The organism is Allobosea sp. 10L422, assembly GCF_056395345.1.
On sequence record NZ_JBFTJI010000020.1, the window covers coordinates 13,589 to 35,552 of the forward strand.

The 21,964-nt window shown below is 60.1% G+C and carries 22 protein-coding genes, 1 tRNA gene and 1 pseudogene; 15 read left to right on the plus strand and 9 right to left on the minus strand.

Going from position 1 to position 21,964, the window contains the following annotated elements; translation table 11 throughout:
* Window positions 1–218 precede the first annotated feature (218 nt).
* Window positions 219–1,367: pseudogene (locus AC1DEZ_RS26000) on the plus strand (IS3 family transposase).
* A 240-nt stretch (window positions 1,368–1,607) separates the two neighbouring features.
* Here the strand turns inward: AC1DEZ_RS26000 and AC1DEZ_RS26005 are convergent.
* Complete coding sequence (locus tag AC1DEZ_RS26005; protein ID WP_476781137.1) at window positions 1,608–1,823, minus strand: hypothetical protein; 216 nt, start codon at window positions 1,821–1,823, stop codon at window positions 1,608–1,610.
* Window positions 1,824–3,111: 1,288 nt separating this feature from the next.
* On the opposite strand from AC1DEZ_RS26005, the gene AC1DEZ_RS26010 reads away from it, so the two are divergent.
* Window positions 3,112–6,174 (plus strand): MobA/MobL family protein, encoded by a 3,063-nt coding sequence (locus AC1DEZ_RS26010; RefSeq protein WP_476781112.1) that lies wholly within the window; start codon window positions 3,112–3,114, stop codon window positions 6,172–6,174.
* A 90-nt stretch (window positions 6,175–6,264) separates the two neighbouring features.
* Here the strand turns inward: AC1DEZ_RS26010 and AC1DEZ_RS26015 are convergent, their stop codons facing one another.
* Window positions 6,265–7,056 (minus strand): metallophosphoesterase, encoded by a 792-nt coding sequence (locus tag AC1DEZ_RS26015; protein WP_476781113.1) that lies wholly within the window; start codon window positions 7,054–7,056, stop codon window positions 6,265–6,267.
* A gap of 43 nt (window positions 7,057–7,099) precedes the next feature.
* Window positions 7,100–7,726 carry an HAD family hydrolase gene (locus AC1DEZ_RS26020; protein ID WP_476781114.1) on the minus strand — a complete coding sequence of 209 codons (627 nt, stop codon included), beginning with the start codon at window positions 7,724–7,726 and terminating at the stop codon, window positions 7,100–7,102.
* A 249-nt stretch (window positions 7,727–7,975) separates the two neighbouring features.
* On the opposite strand from AC1DEZ_RS26020, the gene AC1DEZ_RS26025 reads away from it, so the two are divergent.
* The 7 genes from AC1DEZ_RS26025 to AC1DEZ_RS26055 all read left to right on the plus strand — a co-directional run bounded on the left by AC1DEZ_RS26025 (window position 7,976) and on the right by AC1DEZ_RS26055 (window position 13,515).
* On the plus strand, window positions 7,976–8,203 hold the full coding sequence (locus AC1DEZ_RS26025; RefSeq protein WP_476781115.1) for a helix-turn-helix domain-containing protein: 228 nt from the start codon (window positions 7,976–7,978) through the stop codon (window positions 8,201–8,203).
* Between the two features lie 344 nt (window positions 8,204–8,547).
* Window positions 8,548–9,762, plus strand: a complete 1,215-nt coding sequence (gene repA / locus AC1DEZ_RS26030) for a plasmid partitioning protein RepA (protein ID WP_476781116.1) — start codon at window positions 8,548–8,550, stop codon at window positions 9,760–9,762.
* Complete coding sequence (gene repB / locus AC1DEZ_RS26035) at window positions 9,759–10,757, plus strand: plasmid partitioning protein RepB (protein ID WP_476781117.1); 999 nt, start codon at window positions 9,759–9,761, stop codon at window positions 10,755–10,757. Before repA ends, repB begins: the two co-directional genes overlap by 4 nt.
* 200 nt (window positions 10,758–10,957) lie before the next feature.
* Window positions 10,958–12,187, plus strand: a complete 1,230-nt coding sequence (repC, locus tag AC1DEZ_RS26040; RefSeq protein WP_476781118.1) for a plasmid replication protein RepC — start codon at window positions 10,958–10,960, stop codon at window positions 12,185–12,187.
* 81 nt (window positions 12,188–12,268) lie between these two features.
* On the plus strand, window positions 12,269–12,757 hold the full coding sequence (locus tag AC1DEZ_RS26045) for a hypothetical protein (protein WP_476781119.1): 489 nt from the start codon (window positions 12,269–12,271) through the stop codon (window positions 12,755–12,757).
* A 65-nt stretch (window positions 12,758–12,822) separates the two neighbouring features.
* Complete coding sequence (locus AC1DEZ_RS26050) at window positions 12,823–13,092, plus strand: hypothetical protein (RefSeq protein ID WP_476781120.1); 270 nt, start codon at window positions 12,823–12,825, stop codon at window positions 13,090–13,092.
* 132 nt (window positions 13,093–13,224) lie between these two features.
* Window positions 13,225–13,515: a WGR domain-containing protein gene (locus tag AC1DEZ_RS26055; RefSeq protein WP_476781121.1), complete on the plus strand. Its 291-nt coding sequence runs from the start codon at window positions 13,225–13,227 to the stop codon at window positions 13,513–13,515.
* A gap of 44 nt (window positions 13,516–13,559) precedes the next feature.
* On the opposite strand, the gene AC1DEZ_RS26060 is transcribed toward AC1DEZ_RS26055, so the two are convergent.
* A tRNA-Ile gene (locus tag AC1DEZ_RS26060) sits at window positions 13,560–13,635 on the minus strand.
* A 630-nt stretch (window positions 13,636–14,265) separates the two neighbouring features.
* On the opposite strand from AC1DEZ_RS26060, the gene AC1DEZ_RS26065 reads away from it, so the two are divergent.
* The 4 genes from AC1DEZ_RS26065 to AC1DEZ_RS26080 all read left to right on the plus strand — a co-directional run bounded on the left by AC1DEZ_RS26065 (window position 14,266) and on the right by AC1DEZ_RS26080 (window position 16,089).
* Window positions 14,266–14,484, plus strand: a complete 219-nt coding sequence (locus tag AC1DEZ_RS26065; RefSeq protein ID WP_476781122.1) for an AbrB/MazE/SpoVT family DNA-binding domain-containing protein — start codon at window positions 14,266–14,268, stop codon at window positions 14,482–14,484.
* The gene (locus AC1DEZ_RS26070) at window positions 14,471–14,830 is read left to right on the plus strand and encodes a type II toxin-antitoxin system PemK/MazF family toxin (protein WP_476781123.1); all 360 of its coding nucleotides are present in this window, start codon (window positions 14,471–14,473) and stop codon (window positions 14,828–14,830) included. The genes AC1DEZ_RS26065 and AC1DEZ_RS26070 overlap by 14 nt, the downstream gene beginning before the upstream one ends.
* Window positions 14,831–15,341: 511 nt before the next feature.
* Window positions 15,342–15,779 carry a Ros/MucR family transcriptional regulator gene (locus tag AC1DEZ_RS26075; protein ID WP_476781124.1) on the plus strand — a complete coding sequence of 146 codons (438 nt, stop codon included), beginning with the start codon at window positions 15,342–15,344 and terminating at the stop codon, window positions 15,777–15,779.
* Window positions 15,685–16,089 carry an HU family DNA-binding protein gene (locus AC1DEZ_RS26080; RefSeq protein ID WP_476781125.1) on the plus strand — a complete coding sequence of 135 codons (405 nt, stop codon included), beginning with the start codon at window positions 15,685–15,687 and terminating at the stop codon, window positions 16,087–16,089. The genes AC1DEZ_RS26075 and AC1DEZ_RS26080 overlap by 95 nt, the downstream gene beginning before the upstream one ends.
* A gap of 894 nt (window positions 16,090–16,983) precedes the next feature.
* On the opposite strand, the gene AC1DEZ_RS26085 is transcribed toward AC1DEZ_RS26080, so the two are convergent.
* Together AC1DEZ_RS26085 and AC1DEZ_RS26090 are read right to left on the minus strand one after the other, a co-directional pair.
* Window positions 16,984–17,463: a hypothetical protein gene (locus AC1DEZ_RS26085; protein WP_476781126.1), complete on the minus strand. Its 480-nt coding sequence runs from the start codon at window positions 17,461–17,463 to the stop codon at window positions 16,984–16,986.
* A gap of 353 nt (window positions 17,464–17,816) precedes the next feature.
* Entirely contained in the window at window positions 17,817–18,962 is a 1,146-nt protein-coding gene (locus AC1DEZ_RS26090) for a site-specific integrase (RefSeq protein ID WP_476781127.1), read from the minus strand.
* Window positions 18,963–19,167: 205 nt separating this feature from the next.
* Between AC1DEZ_RS26090 and AC1DEZ_RS26095 the strand changes: the two genes are divergently transcribed.
* The gene (locus AC1DEZ_RS26095; protein WP_476781136.1) at window positions 19,168–20,040 is read left to right on the plus strand and encodes a DUF1403 family protein; all 873 of its coding nucleotides are present in this window, start codon (window positions 19,168–19,170) and stop codon (window positions 20,038–20,040) included.
* Between the two features lie 4 nt (window positions 20,041–20,044).
* On the plus strand, window positions 20,045–20,752 hold the full coding sequence (gene scpB, locus AC1DEZ_RS26100) for an SMC-Scp complex subunit ScpB (protein ID WP_476781128.1): 708 nt from the start codon (window positions 20,045–20,047) through the stop codon (window positions 20,750–20,752).
* A 41-nt stretch (window positions 20,753–20,793) separates the two neighbouring features.
* Here scpB and AC1DEZ_RS26105 read toward each other — a convergent pair whose 3' ends face one another.
* The 3 genes from AC1DEZ_RS26105 to AC1DEZ_RS26115 all read right to left on the minus strand — a co-directional run bounded on the left by AC1DEZ_RS26105 (window position 20,794) and on the right by AC1DEZ_RS26115 (window position 21,929).
* A complete protein-coding gene (locus AC1DEZ_RS26105) occupies window positions 20,794–21,003 on the minus strand; it encodes a cold-shock protein (protein ID WP_441514426.1) in 210 nt (69 codons plus the stop codon).
* Between the two features lie 123 nt (window positions 21,004–21,126).
* Complete coding sequence (locus AC1DEZ_RS26110; RefSeq protein ID WP_441514425.1) at window positions 21,127–21,414, minus strand: BrnA antitoxin family protein; 288 nt, start codon at window positions 21,412–21,414, stop codon at window positions 21,127–21,129.
* Window positions 21,415–21,467: 53 nt separating this feature from the next.
* Window positions 21,468–21,929, minus strand: a complete 462-nt coding sequence (locus AC1DEZ_RS26115; RefSeq protein WP_476781129.1) for a Ros/MucR family transcriptional regulator — start codon at window positions 21,927–21,929, stop codon at window positions 21,468–21,470.
* Between the last annotated feature and the right edge of the window lie 35 nt (window positions 21,930–21,964).

Genomic DNA, 21,964 nt, shown 5'->3' on the forward strand with positions numbered 1-21,964 from the left:
ACGCCTCAACGGAATTCCTCGGAACGGCGACATACGGGCACCGATTTTTCGGACTGATCAGGGTTTCGCTTGCCAACACCTGGTTCTCAATAAGCGCGGTGAGGACGCGGTCTGTGGTGCCAAGAATGCCAGCAGCTTGCCGGACCGTTAGATTGTCTGGCCTGCTGCCGGTTTCGCGGACACCGAGATTGGGTGTTTCATGAAACCGGAGGTGGCATATGCGGCGACGACAGTTTGGGCGTGAGTTCAAGATCGAGGCGGTTCGCCTGATCAAGGATCGCGGAGTGAGTGTGGCGCAGGCGTCACGGGACCTGGATGTCCATGAGAACCAGTTGCGCAAATGGGTGAAGCTCTTTTCTGCCGATCCAGCGCAAGCCTTTCCCGGCCACGGCCAGATGAAGCCGGAGCAGCTTGAGATCGAGAAGCTGCGGCGCGAGGTGGCCAAGCTCAAGGCGGAGCGCGATATCCTAAAAAAGGCCGCAGCCTACTTCGCGAAGGACGTGACATGAGGTTCACGTTCATTGCGAAGCACCGGGGGATCTGGCCGGTGGCATGGCTTTGCGAAGCGCTGGATGTGTCGCGCTCGGGCTTCCATGCCTGGCTCAACCGGTCACCGAGCCGTCGAGCACGCGACGACGAGGAGATTGGCAACAGGGTCCGGGCAAGCTTCCTTGGTTCGGATCGGACCTATGGTGCCAGGCGTGTCTGGCGGGACGTGCTGGCGGAAGGCATCGATTGCGGCCTGCATCGCATCGAGAGGCTGATGCGTGCCCAGGCTTTGCGTGCCAGGCCGCGTCGGCGCAGCCTGCCCAAGGACGGTGGCCAGCGATCGGCCATCGCGCCGAATACACTCGGCCGGGAGTTCCATGCCGAGCGTCCGAACCAGCGCTGGATCGCCGACTTCACCTATATCTGGACCGCAGAGGGGGTGGCTCTACGTTGCAGCCGTCATCGACCTCTTCTCCCGCCGTGTGGTGGGCTGGTCGATGAAGCCCGAAATGACCGCCGGGCTCGTGACCGATGCGCTGATGATGGCGATCTGGCGACGGGGAAAGCCGGATGCCCTGCTGCACCATTCGGACCAGGGCAGCCAGTATGCCAGCGAGCCGTTCCAGAAGCTCATGATCGAGAACGGCGTCACCTGCTCGATGAGCCGCTCGGGCAATGTCTGGGACAATGCCGCGATGGAGAGCTTCTTCTCCTCGCTCAAAACCGAGCGGATCAGAGGCAGGGTATACCGGACACGCGACGATGCTCGTGCCGACGTGTTCGATGACATCGAGCGGTTCTACAATGCCGTTCGCAGGCACTCGACCATCGGCTACATCAGCCCGGTCGAGTTCGAAAAGAAGGTCGGGTTAGCTTAAGTGAGTGTCCGCGAAACCGGCAGCAGGCCAAGCTAGCAATCTTTCGCCTTACTTCGGCGTCACGCTCGCTGGATCGGAGCGACGAAGATAGATAGGCCGCTCGGTATCGATAATGACCTCAGTAGACCAAAATGCAGCACCGTTGGTCGTCTAGCGTTACGGCATGAACCAGTGCTCCGATAGCTGCCAGCAAGAGTATCAGTGATTCAGTTCGGCCTCCCGCGCCCTGCGCTTGCGAGGCTAAAGGTCGTCCTGTTCAAGGTCCTCCTCGGACTTGCCGAGGCCGAACCGCAGATACTCCAACGCCGCGCTCTTATCGGAGCCGCGTCCGCCGATGAACGCGTTGAAACCGTCGTTGAAGTGAATACGGACGGGATCGGGACCTGTGAGCGTCGACTTGATCTCCACCGCAACGATGTGTTCGCACGGCCAGCCGGTGCTGAGTATGCGATCCAAGGCGTTGGAACCGGGAACTATTGTGCCTCGATCTGGCGGCGGAGTGCAGAATTTCTCTGGCTGAATTTTGCAGTTCGAGTGGCTAGCGGCACGGGCGCTGCAGGGGAATCCGGAGCGCCGGTAGCGAATTCTTGCACCTCGATTTAGCCGCAAGGTGGGTTTCTCTGCCTTAAATTTTGCAGTCCGGGCGGCCCGCCGCATCGGCGCTGCGGGGGCATCCGGGGCGTCGGAAGTGCGATTTATTGCGCCTCGAAATTTGCACTTCGGCGGGAATTTCTGCGCCTCGATTTGGCGGYGAGGCGGGGARTTTCTCTGCCTTAAATTTTGCRGTCCGGGYGGCCYGYCGCATCGGCGCWGCGGGGCATCCGGGGCRTCGGAAGTGCGATTTATTGCGCCTCGAAATTTGCACTTCGGCGGGAATTTCTGCGCCTCGATTTGGCGGCGAGGTGGGAAATTTCTCTGCCTTAGTTTTTGTAGCCTGCCGCACCGGCTCGAGGGAATATGGGACTGCCCAATCCCCTCCAAAGTCGTGAATCGTATTAAGTAGCTGAAAATAAACGATAAAAGTTCATGCGCCATTCCAATTTTGACGATTGGCACAAACCCCATTTCGTTCCGAAGGGACTAGGCTTCGCACATCACCGTGGGCCTTTCTCCTGGACATGGCCCTGCCCCAGCAACCGTCGCTGCCCCCTCCGGAGCCTGAACGATCCCACTAAGGAAGGCAGGGACCCCAGGAAATGCGCAGCCTCAAAGTGGCTGCATCCCACCAAAGACAGGCCGGGAATGGGCCTCATCCCAAAAATAAAAAATAGGCTCAATACCGCAAACGCGACGCGCCCCTTTGGGCGCATCGCGTTTGCTTGACGCCTGCGCGTCAATTGAGGTCTCCGACGGTCCCTCGGACGACGTTTGATCGCCCTTCGGCGGCCTGCGCACGCAAGTGGCTGGGAGACGATGCTAGCCTGAGGATTCGAGGCGCAATAATTCGCGCGTCGATCGCCGCATGCGAGGCTTCGGTTCGGCAGCTTGGCCTGCGCCATGCGGCCTTCCAGACCCCGTGCGAATTTTAATGCCTCTCGGCCGGGTACCTTTTGCGGCGACCAGCCCGGGCCCGTGACGTTGCGAACTATCGCCAATTTTGCTGCCTCGATTCGGAGCGCAGGGCTCGCACTCATGTACCGCGCCTGCCGATCGTCAGCCTCGGCCGCTCCGCGTCGCATCCGACCTTCGTATTGATCTGCAGTCCGAGCGCTTCGGTGTACAAGATATCGCGCACTATGTTAGAATGTCGAACATACTACACGTATTTATTCAAATTGAAGTTATGATTGAAAAGAAACCCTCAATACATTTCACGGTCAGCGCGCTCGACCAGCTTTCTTCATCGATCCGGTGCTCACAGGAATTCAGTATTTCGGGGCCGCTGAAGAGCATGGACCCAGGGCGCGCCGGCGCATTTGCAGCAGCCCCAGACTCACCCGGTCTGCGAAATGCAGTGCGCCTTGCGATCGGCTCATTCCGCGTCAGCACGCAATCTGCGCATCCGAATATCGTGTTCGCCTATGATAACCCGAGCGTTCGCTTCGGCGATCGCACGCGCGCCAGCAGTCGGCCGGTTTCGAAAGACGGGGCGACGTCGTTCCATTTCGCCCATAGCTACATGTCGAAAGCCTCCCCGATTCAAAAATTGATCCGGGAGCTCAATGGCGGCCGCCTGCATTATAATTCGGAGGCTGGTGATCACCTCGAATATATCGAACGCGATGGCGCGGCTGAGGAACTGGGGCGGCGGAAGCGCTACGATGGTCTTGATGGCCTCCTCGACAATTTCGAGGCCATCAAGGAGATCATTGCCGACCGCAACGCCCAGCAGCAGCAGGATTTCCTTGAGCGCGCCAGTGCCGCGGAGAAGCTGCAGCTTCGAAATTTGGCCGACGACGAGATTGACGCTCTCGAGAGGGCCTCGTTCGGAACGATTGGCCGCACCATCGAAGAACGGCATCATTTCTGGATCGAGGTGGAAAAGCTCGAACGCTCTCCCCGCGGGGATAACGTTAAGCTTGGAGTTGGCCACGATCAGAAGTTCTGGGACCTCGCCCTTGCAAATCGCAAGACCGCGCCCGAGCCATTGAAGACCGAGCTGGAGGCCAAACACAGGGATCCCGCACCGGAAGTTTTTGTACTCAACCAAGTCGCCACACCTAAGGCATTTGCGATCTACAAATGGGCAATCGCGCTTGACCCGCGATTTCCAATCGAGATCGAGCCGGGCCGCGGCGGTCGCATTCAGAACCGCATCATCGCCGAGCTGCCGCACGAACTCGATCCGCACGAGCGCCTCCGCGTTGTCAGGGACTTCACCAACAAGCTCACCGAGAAGGGTCTGCCCTGCTGGGCAGTCATCCATGCACCAGACGAGAACAACGACGAGCGCAATTATCACGTCCATATCGTCTATTATGATAGGCCGGCCGCCAAAATGGCGGATCCGAAAGATCCAACGAGGCTCGTGTGGGATTTCGAAATCGTCGAGCAGCGGCGCTTTGAAAATCGCCATGTCCGACGGGTCCGCCCCTTCTTGCAGGACAAGGACCGCGAGGTCTCAGACAGAGGCTGGGTAAAGAGCCTGCGCAAATCGTGGGAGTTCGTGTTGAACGAGGGAATGCGGGATGCTGGGCTCAGCAAACGCTATGACGCCCGCACCTATAAAGAGATGGGCATCGAACTTGAGCCACTGAAGCATATCCCGTCCAAAACGTTCAATAAGGAGCGCAAGGGTGACCTAACCCCCGAGGGCGTGTCGCTTGCCCGCCGGCAATGGGACATCCTTTTGGAGAAGGTCGTCGCGAATAATTATCGCCGCACCGCGCTGCGCCGTCGAAACATTGCGCGGAATGCGGAACGCGTCGAGCGTTTGCTGACTCGAACCAATCCAGGCAAGCCGCTCGCGTCGAAGCAGGTCCAGCGTATGGCGAAACTCGCGGATAAATATGCAATCGTTATCGGCATTGCGGAACTCGGCCAAGATGTGACACGGGTCATTGTCGACCGCGTGGCTTCGCGTGCGCGCTTGGTCTTTCACGCTGCCTTCGGAAGTACCGATAAGAAACCCCGGGGGCGGCCGCGGAAGGTGCCGCTCGCCCTGCCCAAGCCGAACAAACGCCTTACATCCGAGGCCGAGGAAGCCCGCCAATTTCTGAAGACCATTATCCCGGAAGGTGTGCGCATTGATCGCCGCAATGGCTCCGACCTTCAGGAGGCACGGCAGAACCTCGCGGCAATGTCCCGTCGGCTCGAGGACTTTGAACGCAATCCAACGCAGAACCCGAACGACCGGCGTCAGCCAAACTATTTCGACCTCGTTCGGTTCGATCCCTCACCAGAGGAGATTGCCCGCCGCCGGGAAGAAGTCATCGCACGCATGTCGGAGTCCATCATGGCTGTCGCCTCGCAGAATCTGAGCGAGGTGCTGAAGAAGGCTGTCGATGAAGAATATGCGCCAACGCCCGCCGCCGAGGCGAAGCCCACTGAGCCGAAGCCGACACAGGCGGCTCCAGAGGCAAAGCCACCGCAATCAGAGCCGGTCCCCGCGCCTGCTCCTGTGCTCGAGATCGCTCCCAGCGCACCCGCAACGGGCCCGGGCAGCCGGCCCGCGTATCTCGATGACATGAAACCCAAGGGGACACGCTATCGATACGAGCCGTTCGCCATTCGACCTAATCGGCCGCAAAGGAGCGAAAAGCCGGCGCCGACTTCACCGGTCAAGGTAGATGCCGCGCCAAAACACCCGCCAAAATTTGCGCCGCCCCTAAAGGTCTCGCAGCCGACGGCGCCGAGCCAGTCTTCCGCTCGGGCTCCAGGATCGTCCCAGGCTCCCCAACCGCTTGAGGTGATACCAAAGCCGGTCGTCCAGAATTCTCTGCCCAAGCAGGAGCCAAATTCGGCAAAGAGCGCTCCTCCAGCGTCTCGCGTCGAATTACGGGAGGATACGACAAAAGGGCAGCTACCTCCGAAACTCACGGTTTCGCCAGCTTCTGCTGCTGTATCCTCTCAGTCTTCAAAGCCGAAGCCGGAGCCGAAGGGATCCTTCACGATCGGCGCAGTTCCACCCAGGCCAACAATCATTCCAGGGTTCGTTTTTTCCGGCGAACCCGTTGCTTTCGCTCGAGAGCAATCGCCAGCCGATCAGGCCCCGTCGGAGGACGGGACGTCGGCGGAGAAGAGCCTGGCATTGTCTTCAATCCCGGAGCCGCAGCAACCGGCTATCTCTTCGATCTCTTTGCCCAAGGTGCTATTCAAGCGCGCCAAGAAGGGAAAGAAGCGGTCTGACAGCGGGCCGGAAATGTAGCTTGAGATTGGGGCTTTGCTTTTTTTGCTGAGCCCCTCCCCTCCCCTCCCCTCTGCGCGCTGCGGGCCGAGATTGAAGCCTATGCTGCCGCTATACTTCAATGACGCAGCGCGGATTGAAGCCGCTGTTTTCGCGGTCCCCGTGGAGATTGGGATAGCCCGCCTGGTTCGCGAAGACGCGCGTTCGTCCGACATGATAATCATGTGATCCGTGATCGTGACCATGGATCCAGAGCTCGGGCTGAAACTCGTCGATGACATTGCTCAAATCAGAAGCGAAGGCAGGAGTGAGCGAACTGCCCTGATAGCGCGCCTCGATTGAATTCGGATGGGGAGCATGGTGAGTGACGACGACTGTTGGACCATTGTGATGCGTTGAGAGTTCCTGCCGAACAAATGCCAAATCCAGGCGGTGTTCTGCTGCGGCGTGCCAAGGCATAAACCGACTAAAATGCCCGCTTGCTTCTTTATACCGGATGAGCCGGTGATCGCTGAGCGTTTGGCCCGCATAGACCATTGACGGCTTTGGCGTACCGTACAGCCGGTAGTCGGTCCATAATGTGCATCCGATAAAGCGGACCTCACCAATTACGATAGTTCGGCGGGAGAGAAGTCCGATATTTGCGGACTCCGAAGCCTCCCGACCTGTAGCAAGGTTGTGCTGCATCACCGTTCCATAGAACTCGTGATTGCCAGGAACATAAACGACTGGCCGACCCCGCAGCAGCCCGGTCTGCCCTTGCTTGACCATCCACGATACCGCTGCTGAAATTGGCTGCCCGACATCGCCTGCGAAAACGGCGACATCGAAATCTGGCATCGAGGCGGGAAATTCCAACGGGCCGCACTCAAGATGGATGTCGGAGATCACTAATAATCGCATTCCGGATCCAGTTATCAGGCATCTGAGTTGCGCAGCTAGACGTCTAGCAAGCCCTTGCCGCCTCGAACTGTTCAAAAAATCTGACGATGTGCGGTGGGGCGAAGATCGAAGGCCGAGAGCCGAAGGCTAACTCAAACTCGCCAATAGGCATCGCGGCAGCACCTGCAGCCGTGGGACCGACGACGTCGTCTTCCAAGCGATCGCCAACAAAGAGTATTTGCGAGAGCCTCAGGCCAAGCTGCGACGCCACAATCGGATAGATGTCCTTGTGTGGTTTAAGTAGACCGAACTGAAAGGACATCACAATGGTATCAGGCTCAGCGGGCAATGCATCTATCATTGATTTTGCGTAAGGAAAAGCCAAATTAGAACAGACTGCGATTTTCAACCCCGCCTGTTTCAGAGCGGCCCAGATTAAATTCATGCCGGGGCGCGTCCTAATCGAAGCGCATTCTGCTTCAATTTCAGACTGCCAGTGTAATATCTCATCTTCTGAGAGTTTGAAATCAAATATTTTCGTTAGTTGCCTAACTGTAGTTATTCTTGTCATCGCTAACATTGCTAGGGGATGATAGCAGTGTTCCGGCGCAATCTTGAAAGGATTACGTCGATCAGTTATTTCGACGGTAGTCCCAAAAGCATCGAAGCAAACCGCACGGATGCTGTTCATTTGATCAAACCTATTCTTGACGGACTAGATCCATAGATTTTGTTTGGCTTGGTCGGACTTCGCGCCTTACCCCGCGAGGGTGGCTGCGACCGATTTAGCTCCGCATGATATTGTTGGCGGGCTGTTGCTGTTGGTCCTGGGCAAGCTTCTCCATCGGCCAATTTCCCTTCGCGGCGGCAGGCTCGAACATCGATTCGTGTAGAGTATACTCCGTGGAGAAATACTCTACAATGTAGCTCCTTCTGCCGGATGGAAATCCGAGAGGTCCTCGCGGCCAACATCAAGCGATACCGGCGAGAGGCTGGTTTGTCGCAGGAGGAGCTCGCTCACAGGGCGGGAATTGATAGAACCTATATCAGCGCAATTGAGCGCTGCCGCTACAGCACGAGCATCGACGTGCTCGACCGGATAGCGCGGGAGTTAGGTGTAGATGCCGCGGCACTTCTCGTCAGGCGGTCAGGAGCATCCGGCGAGTAAACCTACCTTTGCGGTGGTAAAGGAGTCTTTAAATCGGGATTGCTTCTACAATCGATACAAAAAGGGTGGGGAAAAGGATCTCGCGTATCAGTGCAGCTTCTGCAGCACCTTCTACACGCAAGATTGTAGCCCTTTGCCTGGTGCCGCGCTTCGGCCAGGGTCCTCTGATTCTATACCTGCTTTGGGGAATGTTCGGAACTTTGGCGGATCGGTCGCGCTTCGTAGGTTGGCATTAACCTCCTGTTTACTCAAAACTTCTGGACGACCCGCTCGAATCATGTCGTTGTCGCCAGACGGAAAATGGGCGTCTGACGCTTTGTTTCCGTCTGGAGAGAAAAGAGGACATGACCGCCCTACCCTATCCGAAGCTAAAGCCGGCACCCACCGGACTATCGACGCTTACTGAGCAGGCCGAGAGGCTGTCCGGCTCGCTTCATGCAATGAGCACCTCGCTGTTTCCGCCGACCGCTCAAAAGACGCTACGCTCTTTTTCATCTGGAGAGGCCGCGAAGGTTTTAGGCGTATCGGACGGCTACCTTCGCCAACTCTCCTTGGACGGATTAGGTCCGGCTCCCGCAATTGGCCCGTCTGGGCGTCGCTCGTACACGCTACGGCAGGTCAACGAATTGCGTGACTATCTGAGCGGTGCGCGCCCTCGGGAGGCCTTGAGCTTTTCACCAGGGCGCCGGCCCGACGATCCGATCCAGATCATAGCGGTCGCAAACTTCAAGGGAGGCTCCGCGAAGACCACGACATCGCTCTATCTCACCCAGTACCTTGCCCTTGCCGGCTTTAAGGTTCTCGCGATCGACTTGGATCCGCAGGCGTCCCTTTCCGCGATGTTCGGCCTCCAGCCCGAATTCGACATCCCCGAGAACTCCACGCTCTATGGAGCGATCCGCTACGACGAGCACAGGCGACCAATGAGCGAGGTTGTTCGGCCGACGTATTTCGAGAACATCTCGATCGTGCCGGGTAACCTTGAGTTGATGGAGTTCGAGCACCAGACACCGCGGGCGATGTTGGACCGTGGCGCTCGAGGGCATGACATCTTTTTCCGACGCTTGGCCTCTGCCGTTGATGAAGTCCAGGATGAGTTCGACGTTGTAGTGATCGACTGCCCGCCGCAGCTTGGTTACCTGACGATGAGCGCGCTGAACGCCGCTACCGCGATGCTCATAACCGTTCATCCGCAGATGGTGGACGTGGCCTCTATGAGCCAGTTCCTGCTCATGACCACCGATTTTATGAAGGTGATCGAGGATGCTGGCGGAAAGATCGAGCTCGATTTCCTGCGATATGTGGTTACGCGGCACGACCCCCATGACGTTCCTGAGGCTCAGATTGTTGCCCTGCTGAGAAATCATTTCGGAGAGCATGTGCTGCGTGCAACAGCGTGGAAATCGACCGCGATCGCCAATGCGGGCCTGACGAAGCAATCGCTCTACGAATTAGATCGCGGCTCCGTCGGGAGAGCCGTTTATGATCGTGCCATCGATTCTATCGACGGTGTGAATGCTGAGATTGCTGAACTTATCAAGGGAGCCTGGGGCCGATGAGCAAACGCTCTCAAGCCATCAGTTCGCTATTCATGGCGCCGCCAGCGTTGTCAGCTGACAACAAACCTACCGAGACGCCGCGCCGGGTTTCGGCCGGTACAGTGCGTTCACTGCAGAACACGTTCTCCGATGTCGAGAAAGAAAACGCCGAACTGCGAGAGCGCCTCGACGCCGGAGAAGTCATTGTTGAGGTCGATCCAGGCGACATCGCTCCGTCACCGTTCAGGGACAGGTTCGAGGATGCTGATGAAGCTGCGTTCGAAGCGCTGAAGAGTTCGATCGCCGAACGGGGGCAGGAGATTCCTGTTCTCCTTCGTCCCGACCCAGCACGGCCAGGCAAGTATCAGACAGCTTATGGGCACCGGCGCGTCAGAGCGGGCACTGAACTTAACCGGCCCGTAAGGGCGGTAATCCGAGCATTGTCGGATGCAGACTTGGCAATCGCCCAGGGCGTCGAGAATGCGGCCCGTGAAGACTTAACATTCATCGAGCGTGCCGTCTTCGCGTTGCGACTCGAGGACGCTGGGCAGGAGAGGGCGATCATCCAACAGGCGCTAACGATTGATCGGGCCGAGGTCTCAAAGCTAATTTCGGTTGGTAGAGGCATCCCTGCCGAGATTGTCTCGGCAATAGGTCGGGCCCCGAAGGTCGGTCGGCCCAGGTGGCTGGCGCTTGTTGGCAAGTTAGAGGACGCCGCAGCGCGTAAGCGCGCGACCAAAGTGATTGCCGAGCCCCATTTCAAAAGCAAGCCGAGTGATGCTCGGTTCACAGTCGTCTTATCGGCAGCCGAACTCCTCGATGGCGATCAATCGGCTTCAAAACCAACCCGGCGAGTGCTGAAGGATGGTGCCGTCGAATTCGCTCGCGTTGCTGCGTCTGCAAATCGAACAGTTTTCACGATTGAACACGCGGCGAGCGGCGCTCAATTCGCGGCGTTCGTCGAGAGCAAGTTTCCAGTGTTGTTCGCGGAGTTCGCCGCCGGCAATTCGGAATAAGGCGCGCTCGCGCGCCTGAGAATCAATTGGAGGATTTTGCCCCGCAAAAGGAAAAAGGCCCCCGAAACGAATTCCGGAAGCCCTTCTCTCAGTTCGCACCTAGAGAATCACACTTCCGCGAATCGCTGTCAAGAGTCGCTCCTGACGCTCCAGGTGTTTTGGAGGCCGGAATTCTTTTGCCTAACGATAGGTGAAGGAACGTGGTTTCTCATATCTCAACGACGCCCTTTGGGCGGCGGACGCTGACGCTTGCCCATGTGGCAAATCAGGCACTCGCAAAGGAACGGTCGCCCGAGAAGGCGGTCCACAAATGGAATCTGTTTCGGGATGTCTGCACCGCCAAGGCGCTGCTGGGCGTGAACGAACGCGCCTTGGCGGTGCTTGACGCTTTGCTCACCTTCCATCCAGAGACGGTGCTCACGGGCGAGCAGCTCATTGTCTTCCCCTCCAACCAGCAGTTGGCGCTCCGGGCGCACGGCATGTCGCCGGCGACCTTGCGGCGACACCTCGCGGTGCTCGTCGATTCAGGGCTAATCATCCGCCGCGATAGCCCCAACGGGAAGCGCTATGCCCGGAAGGGGAGGGGAGGGGACATTGAGCTCGCCTTCGGCTTCGATCTGGCGCCCTTGGTGGTCCGATCTGCCGAGATCGAGAGCGCAGCCGAGGAGGTCAGGCTCGAGGAACGGGCGCTGAAGCTCGCGCGGGAGCGGATCACGATCTGCCGACGGGATATCGCGAAGATGATCGCGGTCGCGATCGAGGGGAACGTCCCAGCTCACGCGGCGGGGCAGGGCCCCTCTACCTGGCAGGAGATCCACGCGCTCTATCGAACCATCGTCGGCCGAATTCCGCGGACCGCAGCGCGAGAGGTTCTGGAGCCGATCGCTGACGAACTGTCGATGCTGGCGGACGAGGTCCTCAACCTGTTGGAACTTCATACAAAAGCTCAGAATCTAAGCGGCAATGAGTCTCATTCTGAGCGTCACAAACAGAATTCAAAACCAGACTCTACTATTGATCTTGAACCTAGCTTTCCAGAAAGCAGGGTCGTCGAGGTCGAGATCGATCCTGAACCCGTGAGGAAGCCGGAACGGCCCTTCCCGCTGGGAATGGTCCTGGACGCCTGCCCGGATATCGTTGATTACGCCCGCGGCGGGATTTCCAACTGGCGCGATTTCCTGGCAACGGCGGCGATGGTGCGTTCGATGCTCGGGATTAGCCCGAGCGCCTGGCTGGATGCCCAGAATGCGATGGGCGAAACTGAAGCCTCTATCGTCGTTGCAGCAATCCTGCAGCGCGGGGAGGCGATCTCCAGCGCCGGCGGATATCTGCGCGGCCTGACCCGGAAAGCGGAAGCCAACGAGTTCTCGATCGGACCTATGCTGATGGCGTTGATCGGAAGCCGGCGTCGTGAACCGATGCGAGCTTAGTGCATCCGTGATCGCTGACATGTGCGGGCTGCTGCCGACAATAAATTGGTACAATGATCCTGTGGTGATGAGGTTTGCACGATGAATTGGAAGCCGCCTGCGGCGATCGATACGAGTCCGGAAAACCGGGCCCGGGTGAGTGGACCTGGCTTACGGACGCTCCTCAATGTCGCGCGCGCCTGGGAGCTCGATGTTGCCGAGATCCGAATGCTCCTGGGCTTGCCGAGCGCCGCTGAGTTCCAGGTTTGGTCTGATGCTGCCTGTGCCAGTCAGCCTCTGATCCTCGAAACCGATGTCCTGCTGCGGATTTCGGCGGTGCTCGGGATTTATAAATCCCTCCGCCTGTTGGAAGGGACCGACGACGAGGGCTTCAAATGGCTCCGAAGCGTCAATCGTGAAATCCCCTTCAGCGGAAAAGCGCCGATGGAGCTCATGCTGTCGGGCTTCGAACCTGGGTTGATGGATGTCCGTGGCTTCTTGCTCGCCAAGGAGCGCGGGGGCGGCACCGCCCCTAACGAGGTCGACCATAACTTCAAGCCCTATACCGACGACAGTTTGATCTGGGCCTGATATCGCCTTGGATGACAGCTTGTGTTGCAAGGCGGTTGATTCGCGATCGGGGCCGCCAGCTCCGCATGAACGATGCGGCCGAGGCGGGCTCTTTGATGCTGCAGTTTCGGTGTTTCAAAGGAATGGACGTGTTTCAGATCAAGGCCACGATCAGGGGTAGCAAGGTCAAGGAAGCAGCTCCTTCTGCGATGGAGGCGCTCCGCCGATATCGGGATATGCAATCACGTCCCGGTGTGACTGCTTGTTCGGTGATGAAGGGCGGTGTCCTGGTGGGCCAGGCCGAACTCATGAGCGCGGCGACGGTGGAGGATCTGCGCGCCAAATCTGGAATCTGACCGTGAAGGCAAGGTTCTGCAGCCCGAGCTGCTGGAACACGCGTGCGGTTCATCAATGTTGTGAATCGTCACCCCTCGATTGATTCATCCTTTGCGTTGGACCGGTGCCTGCCATGAGCGCGAAATGCGCGCATGGACACCTCCTTCGCTAAAGACACGCCGCGCTTGCAGATGTTGGTGTTGGACCGATCTGATCCGGCGCAGAATATGGCCCGGTTCTATGTGCTTGCGATTGAGCCCACGCTGTTTGGCGATGTCGCGCTCGTACGTGAATGGGGGCGCCGGGGCTGTTCCGGCCGGCGACGACTGGATCTCTACGGGGATCAAGAAACCGCAGCCGAGGCGCTGCAGGACTGGCTCCTCAGGAAGACCCGGCGTGGCTACGACGTCGTAGCAACTTCAGTGACAAATGAAGGGGCATAGCCGGAAGGCTCACCGTTGTCGGGACGGCTGCTTTTCAGAGAGCGTGGTGGGCCGGGCCGGACTCGAACCGGCACCGGCGCTGTTATGAGCAGCGAGCTCTAACCATTGAGCTACCGGCCCGCTTGGGCGTTTAGCATTCTGCGCGATGGGCAAACAAGGCTGAGCATTCGTTCCTCTTGGACCGGAGATGAGCCCTCGGTCTCTGCGGTAGGCTGACCCGTTCGCCCCACGAGCTGATCGCCGTGGGGGAGGGAAGGGGACTGGCCGCGTGGCTGCCTGGCCACATGAGAGGAGAGTCTGCCGGTTCGCGAACAATCGCGATTGCAGGAGGCCGGGATGGGTCCGAAGCTGAGCTGAGAGGGAGGCAAAGTTATGCGTACGCCTGACAGCTCGGAAGCCTCTATGGCTCGGATCAACGGCATCCTCATTCGGAGCGCCATCGTCGTGGCGATCGCCGCATCCATCGTGTTGCCGCTGCTCCGCTAGGTCTGGTCGTCTGAAAGCGAGCGAATTCGGCCAGAGGCGAAAAAATCGACCTCGTAGGAAGCCCGCTGAGCGCCCTTCGCGTTCGGGTCAGCTAGGGTGATGAGGAAAGCGCTCGCATGCCGCCAGAGGCCATTTATGGAGGTTTCCGATTTGGCGAATGGTATCGCGGCGTTCGCACGAACGATGCTGACGGCATAAAGAAGGTAGGCTTGCGCCTAGAAAGGATTTTCCTTACTGTAAGGAACTTCCTTACGAGAGGTCATCATGATCACGAGCAAGCTGACAAGCAAGGCGCAGACAACGATACCGCAGCCCATCCGGGCCGCGCTGCAACTGCGGGAAGGCGACGAAATCGCTTACACCATTGAAGGCGCCGCCGTCGTGATCCGCAAGGCGCCGGCGTCGGTCGTAGCTGAGGATCCGTTCGGCACGTTTGGCGAGTGGGATAGCGAAGCGGATCGGAGAGCTTATGCCGACCTCTGATTTCCAGCAGGGTGACGTTGTCCGGGTGCCATTCCCCTATACCGACCGCAACACCCGGCAACACCGCCCAGCACTCGTTGTCAGCAATGGCGCGATCGGGGAGGGGAATGCCTTGTTGTGGGTCGTCATGATCACCAGCGCCGAGAATAGACCCTGGATCGGGGATGTGCCGCTGGGGCGGTTTTACGAGGAGGCCGGCTTGCCTGCGCCGAGTGTGATCCGTCCCGTCAAGATCGCCACGATCGAGGCAGCCCACGCTCACAAGCTTGGTCGCATTAAGCCCCAGCTGATGGCTGAGGTAAGTGATCAACTTCGGAACTATATAGGTGGCGTCAGAACGTACTGACGATCGACCTTGGGGCGGTGCAGTTATGGAGCTGAAGCGGTTCGGCCAGATTCCATGCAGGTTGGCGGACGTCAGCAAACTGATCAGGAAGCTGCAGAGTTGGCCGAGCGATAAGCGCTTCTGACTGCCGCTGATAGCGCCGGGGTCGCCCCCAATATATTAGCGTCACTTACCGAAAAAGCAGCGCCGGCGTAATCATCACTGCGGCGAGCGCGATGACGACAAGCGTTCTCAGCCACACGGCTCGTGTTCGGGGTGAAAAAATCCTAGAACTCTGCATCGGAATTCAACGCCACTAACGGGTTCAGACGGATCCTGGCATCCAACCTGAAGTGTTAACTTGCGTCAATATGGGCGAGTTTGATGCAATCAAGTGTTGGAAAGCTCACGTCTATTGCGGTGTCGAGGGTTGAAGTCTTGAATCGAGGTTTCAATCGGCATAGGTCGAGACACACGGCGTCGATTCGCACGTAAGATTGCGGATTGAGTGGGCCAATTCATGGAGTGGATCATGTCCGAAGAGAGCGGAAACCTGATCGGTCTCGTGGCCGATATCGTGTCGGCTTACGTTTCGAACAATAGCGTGCCGGCGGCTGACCTTCCCGGTCTGATTGCCACTACGCATGCGGCGATTTCTGGCCTTGGCGCGCCGCCCGCGCCGGTCGTCGAAGAGCGCCCGACCCCGATCGTTTCGATCAAGAAGTCGATCACGCCCGACTTTCTGATCTGCCTCGAGGACGGCAAGAAGTTCAAGTCGCTGAAGCGCCACCTGCGCACGGCCTACAACATGTCGCCCGAGGATTACCGCACGCGCTGGGGTTTGCCGGCCGACTACCCGATGGTTGCTCCTGCGTATGCCGAGGCACGCTCGACTTTGGCCAAGAAGATGGGCTTGGGTCAGCAGCGGCGGAAAGCGCCGGTCCGGGCCAAGACCACCAAGTCGAACTGATTGCCTCAAGGCACTTCGCAACGAGCTGGAGCGAAATATGACCAAGAACGAACTGATTGCCGCGATCGCTGAAGACGCTGCCAAGTCCAAGGCTGACGTGTCTGCTGTACTCGCCTCGCTTGCAGGCGTGGTTTCCAAGACACTGAAGTCGGGCAGTGACGTCACCCTCGGCGGCATCGGCAAGCTGTCTTCCGCCAGTCGGGAGGCGCGCCAAGCCCGCAACCCGTCGACCGGCGCTATGATCGACGTCCCGGCGAAGACCGTCGTGAAGTTCAAGGTCGCAAAGGATTTGGCCGACACCGTCGCCTGATAAGCGCACGCAGCAGAGAAATCGGACGGCTCGGTACCAGCGGGCCGCCGATGAGCTCTTGCCCTCATGGACTATGATCAGTGCAGCGGCGTTCCGAAGCACTGGCGAAAAGCACCTGCATCTTCTGCGTGGGGAAAACTGACGCGGATCCGCCGATAATAGGGCTCCCAGAGGATGCGGGCCTGGTGTGGGATGTGCCGGTCGATCAGCCATAGACCGATATCGAAGAGGCGCTCATTAAGCGTGGCTGCGTGGGCAAGTCGACATCGAAGGCACCCTTCACTCCAACCCGGGTAGTCACGGCGACGACAGCCTGCTGCATGTCGTGCTCCTGCTTTCAGGTGCGGATCGAGTCAGGTTACGCCTGTCCTTCGAGCGCTTCCAACTGCAAAAGCCTACCTGACGTGGGGCGTGTTCTTCACGAGATGGCGATTGAGGCCGAGGGCTCCCGCCGCTCCGCCACACGGGTGAGCTCTTTCCGGGAGAGACCGATAGAAAAAAGGCCGGCATCCCTGAGGGAGCCGGCCAAGTAGAAGCCGAGGCGTTGTGCCAAAAGCTTCGAGGGGAACGGCGCGACCAGGCTTCGGCGGGAGGGTGCCGAAGCGGTCAGCGAACCGCAGGCGTGATATGGGGCATGCAGCAGCGATCACAATGCGCCATTTGGTCGCTCGCGCTATGCACTACGCACAGGTGTGTCGAATTAATCCTGTCACAAACCGGTGCCGCCGCTGCTGCGGCAGCTGCTATGCCATTGGCAATCGCAACCTTGGTCTCATTGCTCTAAAGCCCGATGTCGCGTCACTAGGCGTCAACAGGGAATGGGTGCACAAGAGCTGGCAGTGTTCCGATAGATGAGCACGCCAGCGATCCCGCAAATGCGATGCGGGGCTCACCCTACCGAAGCAATCCCTCCGCTTCGAACTCCGCCCAGCCATCAAGGCCGGTTACCTCTTCGTCCGCAGGAGGGGCTGCCTTGCGCGATTTAGCCGATCGCTTTCCGGCGCGTGTCAGAGCAGCTTTTCCCGCAGCACGCCGCCGGTTCTCCGCTGTCGTCACGATATCCTCTTCCCGCCAGATTTCTGGCAGGCCGCTATCGAGGACATGCTCGATGAAACTTGGGGTGAACACGTGGAAAGTGACCGCCTTCGCGCGGCCTCGCAGCTTGACCGTCTTTGTCCCAGCGCTCTGGAGCCGGCCATCTTCGAGCCACTTGTGACGCTCGCGGGATGAGATTGAGAGGATGTCCTCGGCTTCGCTGGGCAAGATGGGCAACGCGGCGATTTCGAGTAATATTTCGCCAACGATAGCTGAGAGCGCGTCAAACTCTGCCGCCTCGGCGTCCGGCATATGAAGCACCACGCTGCCGGTCTCCACGGTGAGATGCTTCCGCGTCGACCAAGGAAGCCGTCGCCTGATCTCTCGCTCGATCCCCTTGGCTCGTACCGATGATCCCAAGGTTACCGTCGATGGGATAGGCCACTCGAAGAGCTGAGCGGAGGTGCGTTTCACGTGACTCTCGGGGCTCAGGCTGGTGGGCCTGGATTCAACTGCATGTATCGATTCTATGTTCCTGCCCGCGTCTCCGATGGCTGGGCATCAGCGCGCCGATTATAGGAACCTCGTCGAGCCGCGTAGCGCGGCGAGCGCTGTTCGAATTTGGTGGCCCACGCCTTGCTTGATCCAGAGAAAATGGCCGGACGCGCTGAAAATCCCATTCTGCCGCTCGCTCACAGCCCAGCGGCCTTGGTGAGATTGACCCGGAAGCGGTCGCGTCGTCGCTGATAGCGGCGGGTCATTTCGGCAGAGGCGTGCCCGAGCTGCTTCTGGACATAGCGCTCATCGACCTCGGCGGAAGACGCGAGGCCGGCTCGCAACGAATGCCCTGCGAACCGCCGCTCGCGCTCCATCTCAGGCAGGTCGCCGCGCACACCGGCAGCCATGACGCATTGCTTGACGAGACGCGCCACTTGCTGGTCCGTCAACCGCTCGGAGCCGACCTCCTTGCCCTGGCCAGTCACCCGCCGGAACAGCGGGCCGTGAGCGATCCGCGCCAATGCAAGCCAGGTCTGCAAGGCCATGACCGGGCAGGTGAGGTCAGCCGAGCCGCGGCCGATCTCGATCTCGCGCCAGCCGGTCTTGCCGCGCAGGCTGACGAGCAGGCCGCCCTCGAGGATTTCGACCCAGCCGCGGCCATCGCGCGTCTGATCCTTGCCAACGTCGAGCGCGACGATCTCGGAGCGACGCAAGCCGCCGGCAAAGCCGAGCAAAAGGATGGCGCGATCGCGCAGGCCGCGCAGTGTACCCCGATCCAAGGTCTCCAGCATCGCCACCAGGTCCTCGCCCAGCACCGCTTCCTTCTGCACCGGCGGGCGGCCATGGCTGTTGCGAATTCCGGCGAGGACCGTGGCGATGTGACGATCCCGCCGATCGAGCGGCTGGCCGCGTTGGGCATAGTTCCAGCCCAAAGCCGATAAGCGGCGCTCGATCGTCGCGACCGTGTTCGGCTTGAGCCCGGCGATCGCAGCACCTGAGGCGCAAGCGGTGATGTAAAGGCCAACAACCTGTGGATCTGGGGGGAGGGGAGGGAGACCCTGGCTCCGACACCAATCGCTGAAATGCCGCCAGTCCGCAGCATAGGCCCGTCGCGTATTGGCGGAGCTCGCGGCCTCGACATAGCCGCGCGCGCGTTCAGCGAGTCCTTCGAGATGGGCTGGCAGACGCGCTGTCCCGTTCGAAGCCGGATCGGGGAGGGAGGCTGCGCTGTCGGCCGACATCGCCACGGCGGAAACATCGACACCCGCTGCCGGGTATTCCGGTTGAGCGGAGCCCTTTCGGTCCGGGTTTTCGGCGTTCTGCGCGGCGTTTTCGGGCATTCGCTATATAGAGAGCATAATGACTGATAATGCAACATTATCGGTCATTCTTTAGCTTCGACAGGACGTGCGGTTTTGTTTGAGAGGCATAGCCTAAAGCGCACATGCGTGACATGATCCTCGGACGATGGCCGCTCTCGATTCGACCGCCAGTGTCGCTTTCACGCCCCCGGTTGTCCCCGGCTGGGCCGTGCCGCGTGGGCTCGTGACAACCGACGCCGAAGCGGCGTTTTTGGCTGGCGCCGCGTTGAATTCGCTCAACAATCTGGTGCTTGCCGACCCGCCTTGGGTTGGAGCCTGGCGTCAGCGCCTTGCCCTGAAAAGCGCTGCCGTGGCCGTCGCGCTCGTCGGACGGACCGAGACCGAAGCGCAGTTGCGCGACGCCTGGCATCTTCGCCAACCGGGAGCCGAACTCGGACCCGCCGGCAACATCTTCGCGGCGTGGCGTTGGCTGGCTTCGCGTTCCCCCGCGCTCGATGAGACGATGTTGCGTTCGACGATCGAACTGCTCGGCTTGCGCTGGAGCAATGATCTCGGCCGGTTGCCGGAGGATCTCGATGAGGTGACGCGCTCCGGCCGACCTGCGCCACTGATCGCGGCCCAGATTTTGATCGAGGTTCAGCGCCTGCGTCCCGACGCTGGGCTGCTCGGCTGGTGGCTCGCCGATCTAGCCTTGGCCCAGAGAATGCGCTGGTCGATGGCCGTGCCTTTGCTGGTGATGCAAGCGGGCGGCGCCGCCTTTCGCAACCCGGGAGATCGCAGCCGGATTCGTCCGGGAGGGGAGGGGTTCGAGCGTGCGATCTGCGTGGCGCTCGCGCTGGCCGCGGCCGAGGCCTGCCGGATCGCTGGTGACATCGCACCGCAAGCCGCGCGTCTCACCGCCGTCACGCCGAAGCTGCGCGCTAAGGGGGCAGGGGAAGTGATCCGGCGCTTGCTCGACGAGGATGCCGTGTCCGGCACGCTGCAGACGAAAAATCTGACGCGCTGGGGCGCGCGCCGATTGTTCGAGCGGCTGATCGTCCTGCAGGCCGTGCGCGAGCTCAGCGGTCGCGCGAGTTTCCGGCTCTACGGGCTTTGACGCGATGGCCAGGCGCACCCACGCGGAGGAACTGTTTGACACCGAGCTCACTGACCTGCCGCCGGACATGCGCTGGCGTGAGTGGATGGGACGGGTCGAGGCCGTGATTTTCGCCTCACCCAAGCCGGTCGATCGCGAAACCCTGGCGCGGGTCGTCGGTCGCGACTGCAGCCTCGATTTGTTGATCGCCGACATCCGCGACGAATTGCGTGGTCGTCCTTACGAGCTGGTTTCGGTCGCGGGCGGCTGGCAGCATCGCACGAAGAAGAGCTTCGCCGTCGCGATCCGCACCGCGACCGGGCTCGGCGGAACCGACAGCAAGGCCCTGTCCCAGTCCGAGAGCCTCGTGCTGCTCTGTATCGGCTATTTTCAGCCGATCACCCGCGCCGAGCTCGGCAAGGTCTTCGGCAAGGAGATCAGCCGCGATACCATCGGCCATCTCCGCAAGCTCGGCTTCATCGCAGCCGGCCCCCGCAGCCCGCAACCGGGCGCGCCTTATACCTATGTCACGACGCCTAAGTTTCTGTCGGTGTTTGGCCTCGCCAGTCTGCGCGATCTGCCCGACATCGAGAAGCTCGAGGACGCCGGCCTGCTGACTAAGGACAATCTCCTGGCCGTCGATGTTCCGATCGGAATCGACGACAACGAGGATGAAGAGGTTTCCCAGGATGTCGTCGACGAGCCGAATGTGTCGGACGGACTGGAGCCGTGAACGGCAAGCGCCGTTCCAAGGTTGCGCCCGGCGTTAACACCTCACTCGGCGCGCAAATTGTCCGCCGAGGTTTTACCAGACCGCTTGTCCTGCACAAGTTCGTAGGAAATCTTCTGACCTTCCCGAAGCTCGCGCAGACCGGCCCGCTCGACCGCGCTGATATGGACAAAGGCATCCTGGCCGCCGTCATCCGGCTGGATGAAACCAAAGCCCTTGGTCGCATTGAACCACTTCACCGTTCCTGTCGCCATGATCCACCTTTCGCTTATTGGGCGGGCCAACATGGCATGGCGAGTAAATTCGGCAAGCCCAAGATGCGGGTTCGATGTACTTGCTGCACGCCCCGGCGCGGCGGCGCAGGCGGTAATTCCACCTCAGCCGACGTTTGACGAATTCGGCTCGTCCGGCGGCAAGCTGTCAGGACGTGGCGCCATGCCAGCGGCCGCCCGGAGTGCATTATTGATGAGGTCCTGCCAGCCTGGCCCGGCGTTTTGGAAGTGTTCGAGCACGTCGCGATCGATCCTTAGTGACACCAGTTCCTTGGCTCCGGGGATCGCCGGCCGCTTGTCGATCGGCGCTGCTGCCTTGGGAGCCGCGGGCTTGAACAACGCCTCGGCCTCGTCGCGGGCGCTGGTGGGTCTGCGGGTCCTGGCGCGGCTCATGATGCCTCTGCAAATGATCGCTGTGGCGGCCGATGACGAGCGCCACTTTTCGGTTAGGTTGTCGCCTTGGCCTTCGCGCGCCGCACCGGTTTTGCCGCAGCCAGCTCCGCCACCGCGGCCGGCTTGCGGCCAAGCCCGAGTGCCTTCGCCATGGCCGAGCGCGCTTCGGCGTAATTTGGCGCGACCATCGGGTAGTCGGCCGGCAGGCCCCACTTCGCCCGGTATTGCGCGGGCGTCATGTCGTACTTGTTGCTCAGATCCCGCTTCATCGATTTGAACGCCCTGCCATCTTCCAGGCAGATGATCGCGTCGGGGGTCACGGACTTTTTGATTGGCACTGCCGGAACCCGCGGCTCGGCGGCCGGCGCAGGCGGTGCAATGCCCAAGCCTGCCAGCACGCCATGGGTGTTGGCGATGAGGTCGGCTAGGTCGGCCCGAGTGACGTTGTTATGGGCGGTGTAGGCCGCAACGACCATCGCGGCCAGATCGACCAGCCGTGTGCTCTCGTTTGTCATTCGAATTCCAGATCCTCTGAGGTTCACGTCCGCCG

Bases quoted from the DNA above. Each gene is read 5' to 3' on its own strand.
- AC1DEZ_RS26080 (WP_476781125.1), top strand. From the start codon at position 15,685: ATGCCGAGGCACGCTCGACTTTGGCCAAGAAGATGGGCTTGGGTCAGC.
- AC1DEZ_RS26055 (WP_476781121.1), top strand. From the start codon at position 13,225: ATGGACACCTCCTTCGCTAAAGACACGCCGCGCTTGCAGATGTTGGTG.
- AC1DEZ_RS26115 (WP_476781129.1), bottom strand. From the start codon at position 21,929: ATGACAAACGAGAGCACACGGCTGGTCGATCTGGCCGCGATGGTCGTT.
- AC1DEZ_RS26025 (WP_476781115.1), top strand. From the start codon at position 7,976: ATGGAAATCCGAGAGGTCCTCGCGGCCAACATCAAGCGATACCGGCGA.
- AC1DEZ_RS26015 (WP_476781113.1), bottom strand. From the start codon at position 7,056: ATGCGATTATTAGTGATCTCCGACATCCATCTTGAGTGCGGCCCGTTG.
- AC1DEZ_RS26075 (WP_476781124.1), top strand. From the start codon at position 15,342: ATGTCCGAAGAGAGCGGAAACCTGATCGGTCTCGTGGCCGATATCGTG.
- AC1DEZ_RS26050 (WP_476781120.1), top strand. From the start codon at position 12,823: ATGAACGATGCGGCCGAGGCGGGCTCTTTGATGCTGCAGTTTCGGTGT.
- repA (WP_476781116.1), top strand. From the start codon at position 8,548: ATGACCGCCCTACCCTATCCGAAGCTAAAGCCGGCACCCACCGGACTA.
- scpB (WP_476781128.1), top strand. From the start codon at position 20,045: ATGGCCAGGCGCACCCACGCGGAGGAACTGTTTGACACCGAGCTCACT.
- AC1DEZ_RS26070 (WP_476781123.1), top strand. From the start codon at position 14,471: ATGCCGACCTCTGATTTCCAGCAGGGTGACGTTGTCCGGGTGCCATTC.
- AC1DEZ_RS26090 (WP_476781127.1), bottom strand. From the start codon at position 18,962: ATGCCCGAAAACGCCGCGCAGAACGCCGAAAACCCGGACCGAAAGGGC.
- AC1DEZ_RS26045 (WP_476781119.1), top strand. From the start codon at position 12,269: ATGAATTGGAAGCCGCCTGCGGCGATCGATACGAGTCCGGAAAACCGG.
- AC1DEZ_RS26020 (WP_476781114.1), bottom strand. From the start codon at position 7,726: ATGAACAGCATCCGTGCGGTTTGCTTCGATGCTTTTGGGACTACCGTC.
- repB (WP_476781117.1), top strand. From the start codon at position 9,759: ATGAGCAAACGCTCTCAAGCCATCAGTTCGCTATTCATGGCGCCGCCA.
- AC1DEZ_RS26065 (WP_476781122.1), top strand. From the start codon at position 14,266: ATGATCACGAGCAAGCTGACAAGCAAGGCGCAGACAACGATACCGCAG.
- AC1DEZ_RS26110 (WP_441514425.1), bottom strand. From the start codon at position 21,414: ATGAGCCGCGCCAGGACCCGCAGACCCACCAGCGCCCGCGACGAGGCC.
- AC1DEZ_RS26010 (WP_476781112.1), top strand. From the start codon at position 3,112: ATGTCGAACATACTACACGTATTTATTCAAATTGAAGTTATGATTGAA.
- AC1DEZ_RS26105 (WP_441514426.1), bottom strand. From the start codon at position 21,003: ATGGCGACAGGAACGGTGAAGTGGTTCAATGCGACCAAGGGCTTTGGT.